The organism is Photobacterium sp. GB-56 (genome assembly GCF_003026105.1).
Classification (GTDB): domain Bacteria; phylum Pseudomonadota; class Gammaproteobacteria; order Enterobacterales; family Vibrionaceae; genus Photobacterium.
Genome location: NZ_PYNW01000005.1, coordinates 219053 through 232135, shown reverse-complemented (window position 1 = coordinate 232135; position 13083 = coordinate 219053). Strand labels below are relative to the sequence as shown.

12 protein-coding genes are annotated in these 13083 nt (G+C 37.8%); 2 read left to right on the top strand and 10 right to left on the bottom strand.

Going from position 1 to position 13083, the window contains the following annotated elements; all coding sequences use genetic code 11:
* Positions 1–14 precede the first annotated feature (14 nt).
* The 6 genes from C9J42_RS09260 to C9J42_RS09235 form a co-directional block, all read right to left on the bottom strand.
* Positions 15–674: a response regulator transcription factor gene (locus tag C9J42_RS09260; protein WP_005365159.1), complete on the bottom strand. Its 660-nt coding sequence runs from the start codon at positions 672–674 to the stop codon at positions 15–17.
* The gene (gene vxrA / locus C9J42_RS09255; protein WP_107207165.1) at positions 649–2088 is read right to left on the bottom strand and encodes a sensor histidine kinase VxrA; all 1440 of its coding nucleotides are present in this window, start codon (positions 2086–2088) and stop codon (positions 649–651) included. The genes C9J42_RS09260 and vxrA overlap by 26 nt, the downstream gene beginning before the upstream one ends.
* Positions 2089–2440: 352 nt before the next feature.
* Positions 2441–3817, bottom strand: coding sequence for a Re/Si-specific NAD(P)(+) transhydrogenase subunit beta (gene pntB, locus C9J42_RS09250; RefSeq protein WP_107207166.1), 1377 nt, complete (start codon positions 3815–3817; stop codon positions 2441–2443).
* Between the two features lie 10 nt (positions 3818–3827).
* Positions 3828–5381 (bottom strand): Re/Si-specific NAD(P)(+) transhydrogenase subunit alpha, encoded by a 1554-nt coding sequence (gene pntA / locus C9J42_RS09245; protein WP_107301915.1) that lies wholly within the window; start codon positions 5379–5381, stop codon positions 3828–3830.
* A 447-nt stretch (positions 5382–5828) separates the two neighbouring features.
* Positions 5829–6110, bottom strand: a complete 282-nt coding sequence (locus C9J42_RS09240; RefSeq protein WP_107301914.1) for an HlyU family transcriptional regulator — start codon at positions 6108–6110, stop codon at positions 5829–5831.
* Positions 6111–6279: 169 nt separating this feature from the next.
* Complete coding sequence (locus C9J42_RS09235) at positions 6280–6471, bottom strand: hypothetical protein (protein WP_107207169.1); 192 nt, start codon at positions 6469–6471, stop codon at positions 6280–6282.
* A 268-nt stretch (positions 6472–6739) separates the two neighbouring features.
* Between C9J42_RS09235 and C9J42_RS09230 the strand changes: the two genes are divergently transcribed.
* Positions 6740–7687, top strand: coding sequence for a hypothetical protein (locus C9J42_RS09230; RefSeq protein ID WP_107207170.1), 948 nt, complete (start codon positions 6740–6742; stop codon positions 7685–7687).
* A gap of 55 nt (positions 7688–7742) precedes the next feature.
* Here C9J42_RS09230 and C9J42_RS09225 read toward each other — a convergent pair whose 3' ends face one another.
* Entirely contained in the window at positions 7743–9503 is a 1761-nt protein-coding gene (locus C9J42_RS09225) for a bifunctional UDP-sugar hydrolase/5'-nucleotidase (protein ID WP_107207171.1), read from the bottom strand.
* Positions 9504–9710: 207 nt separating this feature from the next.
* The gene (locus tag C9J42_RS09220) at positions 9711–10106 is read right to left on the bottom strand and encodes a VOC family protein (protein ID WP_107207172.1); all 396 of its coding nucleotides are present in this window, start codon (positions 10104–10106) and stop codon (positions 9711–9713) included.
* Positions 10107–10249: 143 nt separating this feature from the next.
* Between C9J42_RS09220 and C9J42_RS09215 the strand changes: the two genes are divergently transcribed.
* Positions 10250–11908, top strand: coding sequence for a DUF2813 domain-containing protein (locus C9J42_RS09215; RefSeq protein WP_107207173.1), 1659 nt, complete (start codon positions 10250–10252; stop codon positions 11906–11908).
* A gap of 96 nt (positions 11909–12004) precedes the next feature.
* Here C9J42_RS09215 and C9J42_RS09210 read toward each other — a convergent pair whose 3' ends face one another.
* Positions 12005–12313, bottom strand: a complete 309-nt coding sequence (locus C9J42_RS09210) for a hypothetical protein (protein ID WP_107301913.1) — start codon at positions 12311–12313, stop codon at positions 12005–12007.
* Positions 12314–12544: 231 nt separating this feature from the next.
* Positions 12545–13069: a DUF3833 domain-containing protein gene (locus C9J42_RS09205; protein ID WP_107207175.1), complete on the bottom strand. Its 525-nt coding sequence runs from the start codon at positions 13067–13069 to the stop codon at positions 12545–12547.
* Positions 13070–13083: the final 14 nt, after the last annotated feature.

Here is a 13083-nt window from a genome sequence, read left to right as displayed (position 1 = left end):
TTAATAACCAGTACTTATGGCTTCATACGGTAGCCGACACCACGTAATGTTTCGATATCAATACCTGGTAATTTTTGACGTAATTGCAGAATATGAGTATCAACCGTACGTGTAGTTGGGTAGTGGTTATAACCCCAAACTTGATCAAGTAATTCGTCACGTGTAAATACACGACCTGCATTTTTTGATAAGAATACAAGAAGTTCAAATTCAGTACGCGTTAACGTAATATTTTCATTATCAAAAATGACTTCACGGCTTTCTTGATTGATAATGATATCGCCGACTTTAATGATATTAGCTGCTGCAGTATCTTCATCGTCACCACGAAGATGTACGCGTACTCGTGCAAGTAATTCTTCTTCAGCAAAAGGCTTCGTTAGATAGTCTTTTGCACCAGAATCTAAACCAACAACTTTATCGTTAATCGATACCATTGCAGTTAATAAAATAACAGGAACGTGCTTCTTTTTAAGCCATGAGCCTAAATAATTTAATGAGTCACCTTCAGGCAATTGACGATCTAGAACAACAAGATCGGCCTCTTTCCATAAAGCGTCTACCTTACTAGCGCAATCTGCATATAAACAGTTATAACCAGCTTGCTTTAAGCAATCGAGTAAACCATCAGCAAGGTTGCGGTCATCTTCAACCAGTAGCAGAGTTTGATTCACACGGTATCTCCAATATAAAGGTGGTTGGTGGGCCTATTAATTTCAATTTCCCCCCCATTCTATTAATCATTGATTCTACAATCGTCAAACCTAAACCTAAACCTTGTTCACTAACAAAAGGTTTACGCAGTTTAGACCAATCTTTGGCAGTTAATGGGCCTTGGTCTTGAACCACAATTTTAAGTTTTCCATCATAGTATGAAGTTGTTAATGTAATTGGTGCTACGCCATATTTATGAGCATTAGAAAATAAGTTATCTAAACATGTACCAAGCCAATAAATATTTACGTGAACACTTCTATCTTCAGCAAGATGTAAAGTTACATCATACTCTTCAGCAAGATAGCCTAACCATTCATTGACGGATTCAACTTCTTGCGTACTTAATTGTTGTTGGTTAGCTTGTAAGTAATCTTTACTTGCTTCAGCTAACTGTCGTAATCGTCTTGAATCATCAGTCAAACGCCTAAACTCATCATACAGACCTTCTGGTAATTCATCAAAGTGGCGTCTAAATCCTTCAACAGTCATCGCTAAACTTGCTATAGGCGTTCTTAATTCATGCGTCAAAATTTGTAGAACTAACATGCGTTCTTGCATATCTCGGCGACGAATACGGAAACGATAAACTCCCCAACTTACCAGTAATAATGCATTACTTACCAACAAACATACCAGTAAGTAATACGTTAAGTGCGACTTATTCTCTTCACGCCAACATATATTTCCATTCTGAGCTAAACAAAAATCATGACGATTTAAGCGTTTTAAATGCAAACCATGACGGGCTAAGACCTTTAACCATGTTGACTGGTTATAAAGGTTATAGACATTACCATTTCGTACCCATAGTTCACCGTTCGCAATGAAGAAACGAGCACCAGAGATTAATACTTTAATTTCATCGCTATTCATTCGTTGTAAACGACCAAGTAAGGTTGTCGATGACGCTAATGGGTGTTCTTTAATATGCAAAAACTTACTGAGTTCTGACACCTTTCCTGGGTGTTCAGCTAAATAACGATATGCATAACTACCACCGCCGGGATGAATATATCCTGAACGAACAAACCACCCTTTTGGTAACGTTGTCTTATTACAAATAGCTCGAGTAAAAACTACAGGCTGTGTTACCAATGGTGAATAAGGCCACGGGCCCTTACATGTTAACGAGTTTTGATATAGCTGCCTCAGTGCTGAAAGAGGATACTTTTTAGTTTGAGGTAATAAGCTAGAAGGCAACAGTAAAGGTGCTGGATAGGTACTTTGTAGTTTACGAAAGTCGTATGTAGATACAGGTTCACTTTCCAATAAATCTGTTCGAACAGCCGCCAATCTTTCAGGTAATGAAACACCTTCAGCATGGCTAGCAGTAGTAAATAAGAGTGAGAATAAAAGAACATACGTTTTCATTCATATACTTTAACATTATTTCTCACTAAATTGTCAAAGTTATGTCATGTAAAAAAATGCAAACATTAAATATCGGTCAATTCATGCCATAAGGCAAAGGCTTTATACTTAAAAAGGATAAAAATTATCTATATTAAATACTCACCAGAGAAGTGACTTGTGAAGCCTTCGTTGCTTCGGCTTCTTTTACTCAATCAAAAGATATTAATTTTATGCATGTTGTGTTGACGGATCTCTCTACGTTATTTGCCCGATTCGAGCGAAACATTGCTTTGGAGTTATTTATTAAATAGTGATTAGAAATAAAAATGCCACTCATGTGAGTGGCATTGTTTACTTTACTATTAACGATTTACAGGTGCTCAAGTATTTTCAAACATGAGTCTTTAGCATCGCCGAACAACATATGGCTATTATCTTTAAAGAATAATGGGTTTTGAACCCCAGCATAACCAGTACTCATTGAACGCTTAAACACAACCACTTCTTTGGCATTCCAGACTTCAAGTACAGGCATACCAGCGATTGGACTGTTAGGATCCTCCATCGCGGCAGGGTTAACAGTGTCGTTTGCACCAATAACAAGTACAACATCAGTTTGTGGGAAATCATCATTGATCTCATCCATTTCTAACACGATGTCATAAGGCACTTTTGCTTCAGCTAATAGCACGTTCATGTGTCCAGGTAGACGACCAGCAACAGGGTGAATACCAAATCGAACATCAATGCCTTTTGCACGTAACTTATCTGTGATCTCGTGAACAGGATATTGCGCTTGAGCAACCGCCATGCCGTATCCTGGAGTAATGATAACTGAGCGTGCATCTTTTAGCATTTCAGCCACTTCTTCTGCTGAAGCTTCACGGTGTTCGCCGTATTCTTCATCAGAGCTTGCTGCTGTACCATCCGAACCAAAACCGCCAGCGATAACACTAATAAATGAACGGTTCATCGCCTTACACATAATGTAAGAAAGGATAGCACCAGAAGAGCCTACTAATGCACCTGTTACGATTAGAAGGTCGTTTGCTAACATGAAACCCGCCGCTGCTGCAGCCCAACCAGAATAAGAGTTAAGCATGGATACAACCACAGGCATATCAGCGCCACCAATTGAAGCAACAAGGTGGTAACCAAATACAAACGCAATAAGTGTTACTAAGATTAGCGCCGTTAATGAACCTTCTGACTGTACAAACCAAACTAGCAATAGTGCTGAAACAACAAGCGCTAACAGGTTTAATTTGTGACGGTGAGGAAGCATTAGTGCTGATGATGAAACTAATCCGCGTAACTTAGCAAATGCAACTAACGAACCGGTAAAAGTTACTGCACCGATAAATACGCCAAGGAAAATTTCAACCAAGTGAATGTTTAACATTACACCTGTAAGGTCACCGTGATCTAAGTAAGTATTAAAACCTACTAATACCGCAGCCATACCTACAAAGCTGTGTAACATAGCAACAAGCTCTGGCATCTCTGTCATTTCTACTTTTTTAGCGTAGAAAATACCAATTGCACCACCAATGATCATCGCAAGGATAATCCAAACTGTGCCTTCAGTGTGAGGACCAAAGATAGTAGCAATCAGAGCGATTGCCATACCAGCAATACCAAAGTAATTACCGTTTCGTGCTGTTTCTTGCTTAGACAGTCCCGCTAAAGACATGATAAACAGTACGGCAGCAACAAGGTAAGCTGCTTGTACGATTCCTGCAGACATGTGTTACTCCTTATTTATCTTTACGGAACATTTCTAGCATTCTCTTGGTCACCGTAAAGCCACCAAAGATATTAATACTAGCGATGAGAACAGCAATAAACGCGAGGAAGGATACCACCCCATTTCCCTGACCGACTTGGAGCAAAGCACCAACAATAATGATGCCCGAGATAGCGTTAGTTACTGACATTAAAGGAGTATGTAAAGAGTGGGATACATTCCAAACCACGTAGTATCCAACGACACATGCAAGGACGAATACAGTGAAGTGCGTTAAAAACTCTGCTGGAGCATAATTAGCAATCCAAGCAAATAGCGCAATCCCCGCGCCCATTAAGCCAAATTTCTTAACCGGTGATGTTGGCTCTTCAACTTTAGGTTCAACTTTAGCCGCCGCTTTTGGCTGTTGAGCTGCCGCAGAAACTTTAATTGGTGGCGCAGGCCACGTTAATTCACCCGCTTTAACAACCGTTAGACCGCGTAATACTTCATCATCAAAATTGATATCAATATTGCCGTCTTTCTCTTTGCAAAGCAGTTTAAGTAAGTTAACAAGGTTTGTTCCGTAGAGCTGAGAAGACTGTGTTGGTAAGCGACCAACCATATCTGTATAGCCGATAACTTTTACACCATTTGGTGTCGTAACAACTTTATCTGCTTCAGTGTATGCACAGTTACCGCCATTCGCAGCAGCAAGATCGACAATAACACTGCCTGATTTCATTGAATCTACCATTTCTTTGGTGATCAATTTTGGTGCTGGGCGCCCAGGGATAAGTGCGGTAGTAATGATGATATCGACATCTTTCGCTTGCTCTGCGTATAAACGCTCAGCCGCTTTATTGAATTCATCAGACATTTCTTTAGCGTAGCCATCTCCCGTTGAAGTATCTTCTTTATAATCAACTTCTAGGAATTCAGCGCCCATTGATTCAACTTGTTCTTTAACTTCAGGACGAACATCAAAAGAACGAACAATCGCACCAAGGCTACCAGCAGCACCAATAGCGGCAAGACCTGCAACACCAGCACCAGCAACGAGGACTTTCGCTGGAGGCACTTTACCTGCAGCGGTAATTTGACCAGTAAAGAATCGACCAAACTCATGAGCGGCTTCAACAACAGCACGGTAACCTGCGATATTTGCCATTGAGCTTAAGGCATCAAGCGCCTGTGCACGTGAAATACGCGGTACAGAATCCATCGCCATAATATTAATATTTTTAGACGATAGTTTTTCTAATAATTCAGGATTTTGAGCAGGCCAAATAAAACTAACTAAGCTTGCACCCTCTTTGATGAGCTCAAATTCATCTACACCTGTTACAGGATTAACCTGCGGTGCATTGACTTTAAAAATAAAATCCGATTGCCATACTTCATCAGTTGAGACAACCGTTGCCCCTGCCGCTTCATAAGCAGCGTCATCAAAGCTTGCTAAACGTCCAGCTCCTTGTTCAACAACAACGCTGAACCCCATTTTCAATATCTGCTCGACCGTTTTAGGTGTTGCAGCTACTCGCGTCTCATGAGCGAGTACCTCTCTCGGTACACCAATCTGCATTATTATTCCCTGTACATTGGCTAAAACATAATCATTTTGTATCCAACCCAGCAAGCAACATCAAGCTTTTTGTAGTAAAAATACAAAAATCCCCATATCTACAAGTCAAAAACCCTAGTGACTGTCATTACACTACTGAAATTAAACTACATTTATATTTCTAGCATCCATAATAGTACATTTAAAAATAATGACTGAATCACACTTTCTATCTGCTTTTGACTCTAAAACGATAATTGTCAGCTATATACTCAATAAACAATATTTAACCTAATCAACTTATTGTTTTAAAAAACAACCAACTTTAAATATGCTTAACTGATAATTTTGTCATATGAATATTCACAATAGGATAATGATATAATGTAAAATTCATTTTTAATGTTTAAAAAGATACTTTTATACCATTACAATTGCAATGAAATTTGTTGAATATTACTACAGCTTTTATTTGAACATTTTATCGCCCATTTGTTTAATAAACATTTCTGCTTTTTTAATCATAAATGTTTCCGCATCATGACGAGAGCTGAGTAAATCTGAACGAATAAAGTGGTGTGTATTTAATTCTCCGTCGATCTCTTTACAAATTCTTCCAGCGATTCTAAATTGCCCTCTTTCTTGCTTCGGCTCAGGATAAATTAAGTAACCATTATAAAGAGTTGGCTCAACTTCCTGAGTGGTAACCTCTGATTTTTTAGAACCAAATAGCTTTGAAAAAAAGCCCATTTTTATACTCCTACGACTAAATCATTTAATAATATTTTTATTTTTAGCAATGAATATTTTACTTTAACTAAAGCCAAATAGTACCCACTATTTTTAGGCGGTTATAGCGGAATTTTAAGCAAAAAAAAGCCGGCAATCATGCCGACTTTAAAAATCTCAATACAAAATGTTATCGATAGATGCCAATATCTTTCTGTAAATGAACTGGGATATCTTCAATACTGTAAGCGACTGACTTTTTTGATCGGTTAAATACAATATCAAATAGGTGTGCAATCAATCCTTTGATCGTTACTTCATAACTTTTTTTATCCTGAAGATGTAACGTTGTAGCTGCGTCCACATCAAATGTATGTGCCATGATTGCCCCTGAAAAAGGTATTAAATTCAATAAACACGAGTAGTTTATCGTCTGTTTACATAACCTATAAATGACAATATTTCTTTCATAGCATTAGTTTTTCTTATGTGTTAACACTTGATTACTAACGATTATTACCCTAAAGCACAAAAGACTATTAAGAACGATTACATTACTAAATGTTTAGTTTTTTGTTTCAAATAGAATCTTTTTTTGTATTTGAACAAAAACAATGATAACAATAAGTTAACAAAAGGATTTTTAACTTATGCTTTTTTTTCTTAATAAATATTCTGCTATTTTATTGATGTTTGCAGGTGTCGTCGGTTTTAGCTTTCCAAGTATTAGTCGTATTGTCTTCCCTGCTTTACCGTATATCTTGTTTTTCCTGATGCTTTTTACTTTATTAGGAATTAAACAAGAGTTACTTATCCGCAAGTTGTTATCTAAAAGTGTTTGGTCTTATGCGCTTTTCCATAGCCTAGGGCTCACTTTATTCGCCGCTGTATTGCTATATATCTTTAACATTTCAACCCCACTATTTATCGCTATAACGGCGGTAACGGCGACAGGTACATTATTTGCGACCCCTGCCATAGCGAAAACCTTAGGCTTTGATGTATTGCATGCGATGGCATTAACGATTGCCTCAACATTAATGATGCCGATCATATTATTTTTTAACCTTACTTTACTTCAAAGTGACACAGTAACTTTGGATTTTATCCAATATATACAACGACTAACGATATTCATTATTGGACCAATGGCTATTTCTGCGCTTTGCTACAAAATGATAAACCCAACACTATTACAGAAAATTCATCACAGAATATCTAAGTTAACCGTTCTGCTAATTTTTGCTTTTCCGCTTGGGCTTGTCGCTCCTTTGAGGGAAATGTTTGAACGTTCATTACACGAAGGGATGAGCTATTTACTGCTAGGCTGTTTACTTTGCGGATTATTTTTCGGTATCACTTACTTAACCTATTATAAGAAAAATCAACAAGCCAAAACGCTGTATGCCATTACTGCAACTAATCGTAATGTATTACTTACCTACACCATAGCAAGCAGTTATTTAGGATTTGAATATTTAGCACTGATGGCAGCGATTCAAATTCCGACTTATACATTACCTGTTCTTCTTAAACTCATCGCCAAGACTAAATTTGAAAACCAAGATTCATTTGTCGATAAAAAGAAAGCCGACTAACGGTAATTTGTTAGTCGGCTTAAGCTTTGTTTCTATCGATGAGTTTAGCTAGTATTTAGGCGACATCTTGATTACCAGTACAGGGAATATAAACCGTATTATTATCTACTGGTACATCAAAGTATTTTTTCTGTTTTGCATAAGCTTCAAAAGCATCAGCCATTGTAACGTTAAGCGGCATAGGCTCTTTAACGTAATCTAATAATGGCGCATAGCCTTCTTTACCTGTTGCGGTATAGCCCGATGAAACGGAACTATAAACTTTATCATCTTCAACAGGTATCCACTTACCGTCTTGTAAATGCTCTAATAACTCAATGCGTGTACCTTTCACAGCACAACAGCGATAGGTGTAACGAAGATCTGCTACATAGGGAAAACTTCCATCACCAGTCCCATCTACACCGTTACTAATCGCATTATCAATCGCTCCTTCAAGCGCTTGACGAATACGTTTACCTTTAACGCTATAAATCATAATACCAATAGCAAAAGGTAGTAATTTCCCTGCAATATCTGCAGGCGTAATAATACCTGGATTTAATGAGCACCTAACGCCACCAGCGTTATGAATACCAAAATCGACGTTATGACCTAGCTCACGGGCTTTCCAGACGAAACTTTCAACCACCCAAGGAGCAATTTGACTTGGACCTCGTTGATCAGGAATACGAATATGACGAAGCGGCTCATTAATAACAGCAATTTCTTCAGTTTGCAGTGCACGTACCGCAGGGCGATAGTGCTCATTGAGTATATTTTCAATGATAGGATCTTTCACTACAAAACGAATGTTATCTTGCTGGCTTAAAAAATGACGAACGATTTCATGATCATCACTTTCTAAATGCTCGGTGCGGCTTGCATCTACCGTAAATTGACGACCTAGTAATAGTTGATTAGCACCAAACGCCTGCTCAATTGTTCCGTCTTCAGCAAACTCTAATGTTATATGTCCTACCGCCAATGCATTACAACCCGCTTGTACAACACAGGTATTATTAACAGTGTGTGCGTATTGATCAGTTTTACCGTAACCAACGTTGGTGAAATCACCTTGCATGGTGTGAGTATGGCCACCAATAATGACGCCTATTCCATCAACAGCTTGAGCAAGCTCAATATCGTGGTCATAGCCTAGATGGCTTAACACAACAATCTTATTGATACCCTGCTTATGTAGATACTGAACAGTATTACGCGCAACCGTCTCGACATTCATAAAGTGAGTATCGGGATCTGGGTTCGCAATGCCGGCCATATTTTCGATCGCTACACCAAAAATCGCAACAGGCTCACCATGCACATCTTTTACAATATATTTAGCGGTTGCAGTGCTATTGTCATAACCGTAAACATTGGCTTTATCTCGCAGCGGATTAGACTTGGTTTGAACTTCTTGTGACAGATCCCAATTACCAGCCAGTAACGGGAAATGCGTATGATCAAGAAAATCAGCGACACAGTCGTTACCCATATCAAGTTCATGATTTCCCAATGCCATCGCTTCAACACCAATCGCATTTAGTAGTACAGCATTAGCCATACCTTTATATAATGAGAAATATAACGTGCCTTGGAAACAATCACCTGCGTGTAAAAACATGAATTCACGTTGATTCAAATAGGCTTCAGCTTTTAATTCACTTACTGCCGATGAAATACGAGAAAAACCACCACAACTGGCATAAACCGAGGATTCAGTATCTAAAACGTGTTCAGGTAAATTCAGTGATATAGATGATGGTTCAAAATTTGAATGCGTATCATTGATATGAGCAAATGTAATCTTTGCTTTTTTATTATTCTTTGTCATAAAAAATTACGTCTCTCCCTGAAGGACTCATATGAATGATAGATATGTTTAGTTTAAGTCACCTATTTAGCCTAAACGATTTCACTATAAGACAAAATAACTGTGATAAATATCAATATAGCATGATTCATGATGATCATTTAATGAATAGTAAGACTAAATGCTATTTATCATCTTACTACCCATTAAATCATCTTTGCTAAAATGTTACTGATAACGAGCATGGCGTTGTAAAAACTCAATTTTGTAACCATCCGGATCTTGTACAAAGAAAAACTTCGCTAATAACGTCCCCTCACGGAAAAACTCTTTAATCTCTAAAGGCGCATAACCACAATCCGTTAATTTTGCATGTTCAGCTTCTAAATCATCCACAGCGACAGCAATATGACCATAACCCGTACCATGGGTATACGGTTCTTCCGTTCCCTCATTCCAAGTCAGCTCAAGCTCCATATCATTTTCATTGTTGCGTAAGTAAACCAGACTAAACCCTTCAAAATCTAAACGCTCAGCAATCTCTAAATCTAATGCTTCTTTGTAAAACTTTAATGAAGCGTCAAGATCTAACACACGGATCATTGAGTGAATTATCTTAGCCATCTAACTCTTCCTTCTATTATTATTTGTTTGAAATCATATAACTATTTAAAGCATATCATGCTATGAATATGTGATCAGTTCTTGCGAGTCAACGATTGATTTACTATATCGTATACAGGAATAAACGAGGTTTGTAGAGTTTTATGCATTTAGAAAGAATTGAAATATCCGGTTTCCGTGGTATTAAGCGTTTATCCTTGTCTTTTAAAGAGTTAACCGTCCTAATTGGTGAAAATGCGTGGGGTAAATCCTCTTTGCTCGATGCGCTTTGTTTAGCATTGTCTCCAGATGCTGAGTTTTACGAGTTTAACTTTTCCGATTTCCATATCGATCATGCGTTAGGTAATGAGCGAGCGACAGAAATTCAGATTGTTTTACATTGGAATGAAGATTATAAAGGTGAACATAATGCCCGTCGCTACCGTGGGTTTCAGCCTTTTCTCTCAGAAAAAGACGGTATAAAGCATTTTTATTATCAAATTCACAGCCATATTGAAAACGATAAGATCATTACTAATAGACAATTTTTACATTCAACTGGTCATGGCATTTCACATCCTGATACGGATAAGTTGATTCGACAGCTAATGGTGCTTCACCCTATTGTTCGTATTCGTGATTCGAGACGTCTTCACGAAGAACGTCATGACGGTAATAATGAGCAGCCATTAACGCAAACGCCGCAAGAGCTTCGCGTACAAAAACGTTTAGATAATACCTGTCGACGGTTAATGACACAGCCCGGTCATGTCAGTACAGCAGAAATTAAAAGTAGTATTACTACGTTACGATCGTTAGTTGATCACTACTTTGCCTTTGCGCCCCACCAGCGTAGTAAAGCATTATCGCCACACTACTCTTCATTACAACAAACCAATACACATGGTTTATATGCAAATCCATTTGATCAACTCATTCAGCCCCACATGACAAAGCAAGCACGTTTATTGTTAATGGGCTTATTGAATGAATATATTCGTGCAAGAGGTCCTGTCGAGTTAAAACGCATTTCACGGCCTATCATGATCTTGGAAGATCCAGAAGGTCGTTTGCATCCGATCATGCTCCATCAAGCATGGGCGTTTATTCAAAATATGCCGATGCAAAAGATCTTAACGACCAACAGCCCTGAGCTTTTAACTTCTGCGCCGTTAACCGCGATCAAGAAGTTGATACGTCAGCCATATAAAACGGAAGTATATGGTGTAGATAATGGGGAGTTGAGTAAAGATGATACCCGTAAAGTCACTTTTCACGTACGCATGCATCGCCCGAGTGCTTTCTTTGCAAGAGTATGGCTGTTAGTTGAAGGGGAAACGGAAGTATGGTTATTTAATGAAATGGCACACCTAAATGGTTATAACCTTGCCGCAGAAGGGATTCAAATTATTGAGTTTGCGCAAAGTGGATTAAAGCCATTGATCAAGTTGGCAAAGATACTCGGTATTGAATGGCATTTAGTGGCTGATGGTGATCTAGCGGGTAAGAAATATGCAGAGAAAGTCCGTAATATGCTTGGCGATGATCCCGAGCGTGAACGCTTGACAGTATTGCCAGCAAAAGACATTGAACATTTCTTATATAAAAATGGCTATGAACCTTTGTTTCGTGACTTAGCGAATATCACTGATACTAAAATACCAATGCGTAAGATCATTCATAAGGTACTAAGAAAAACAGCGAAACCCGATATGGCATTGGCAATCGTTAAATATACTCGCGATGAGAAAGATAACCGCACACCTCTACTTATCCGTTGGGTATTAAAACGTATCGTTGCAATGTCGCGTGGTTTTGGCTGATAACCAGCATCGAGTTTAGTTAAATCAAAGCCTGTTTAGATGTAGGCTTTTAATCTTTTGATTAAAGATGTGCTAGAAGAGAACGATCTCTCGTATTTAATGGTTACCGTTTTCTTCTTTCTTTTTCTTTTTCTTTATCACATTTTGATATCGAATTTCAGCAAATATCCATCCAAAGTAATTTACTATTAAGCCCATGACAAACCAAAACAGTGCGTATTTTGCTGTATTCGGTAAAAACACATCCCATTTAGATTGATTAGAAAAAAGTAACGTATGTAAAAACAAACCAATTATTAAGAAAAAAACAGTAATTGCTGTTTGAGAAAGAACATAATGCAACTGCCCTTTTTCACGCCGTATGCTCCAACGTTTGAACCATTTTTCATTCCATTTTTTAAGCATTATTATTTTCCTAAATCCGTTATTTGATTATGTCTTTTAAATTACTATTTATAATTCATGATTTATAAACTCATTGACTAAAAATTAGAAACAAAGCGCACTATAAAAGTAACCGTATAACATAGTATCTTTATGACGTGATAATTCGATCAAAAAAGCCAGTCAATCAAACTGGCATATTATTGCGTAATAAATAGATAGAGAAAATATGGTATTACATATTTAAATTAATCATCTTTTTTGGAAAAACAACGTCACTTTACCTACTTCAAAGCCAAATTTGGTCATGGTTGCAACATTGAACATGTGCTTTTCATCTTGGCGATACATCCAGTCATTAAATGTAATATTATAAACTGTATCATCTACGGGAATCGCTAAGGTATATTGCCATTGCAATGCATTACCGACCTCAACTCCTTGTGCTTCACCAATAACATCACCCGCCGTTCCGGTATATCGTCCATCTGCTTGTTTTTTTATCGTCCAAATACGCTGTTGGGTTTCACCATCATCAAATACAAAGTCTTCGACAAGGGTTAATGTATCCTTTTTTACTGTACCTACTATATCAACCGTAAATCGGCGTGTTTGTTTACCTTTATAATCTTGCAGCATTCCCCATGCCGTTGTTTTACCAGCAAAGTAACCAAATAAATCAAACTTGGGTTGTGAAGATTTATAATCAGAAATAGACGCTGTACACCCTGTTAAAAGCAACATTAATGCTAATAATATTGAGGTTATTTTTTTCATGCCATGACCTTATT

Excerpts from the sequence above, each read along its gene's own strand:
- vxrA (WP_107207165.1), bottom strand. The coding sequence starts at position 2,088 with ATGAAAACGTATGTTCTTTTATTCTCACTCTTATTTACTACTGCTAGC.
- pntB (WP_107207166.1), bottom strand. The coding sequence starts at position 3,817 with ATGTCTGCAGGAATCGTACAAGCAGCTTACCTTGTTGCTGCCGTACTG.
- pntA (WP_107301915.1), bottom strand. The coding sequence starts at position 5,381 with ATGCAGATTGGTGTACCGAGAGAGGTACTCGCTCATGAGACGCGAGTA.
- C9J42_RS09240 (WP_107301914.1), bottom strand. The coding sequence starts at position 6,110 with ATGGGCTTTTTTTCAAAGCTATTTGGTTCTAAAAAATCAGAGGTTACC.
- C9J42_RS09235 (WP_107207169.1), bottom strand. The coding sequence starts at position 6,471 with ATGGCACATACATTTGATGTGGACGCAGCTACAACGTTACATCTTCAG.
- C9J42_RS09230 (WP_107207170.1), top strand. The coding sequence starts at position 6,740 with ATGCTTTTTTTTCTTAATAAATATTCTGCTATTTTATTGATGTTTGCA.
- C9J42_RS09225 (WP_107207171.1), bottom strand. The coding sequence starts at position 9,503 with ATGACAAAGAATAATAAAAAAGCAAAGATTACATTTGCTCATATCAAT.
- C9J42_RS09220 (WP_107207172.1), bottom strand. The coding sequence starts at position 10,106 with ATGGCTAAGATAATTCACTCAATGATCCGTGTGTTAGATCTTGACGCT.
- C9J42_RS09215 (WP_107207173.1), top strand. The coding sequence starts at position 10,250 with ATGCATTTAGAAAGAATTGAAATATCCGGTTTCCGTGGTATTAAGCGT.
- C9J42_RS09210 (WP_107301913.1), bottom strand. The coding sequence starts at position 12,313 with ATGCTTAAAAAATGGAATGAAAAATGGTTCAAACGTTGGAGCATACGG.
- C9J42_RS09205 (WP_107207175.1), bottom strand. The coding sequence starts at position 13,069 with ATGAAAAAAATAACCTCAATATTATTAGCATTAATGTTGCTTTTAACA.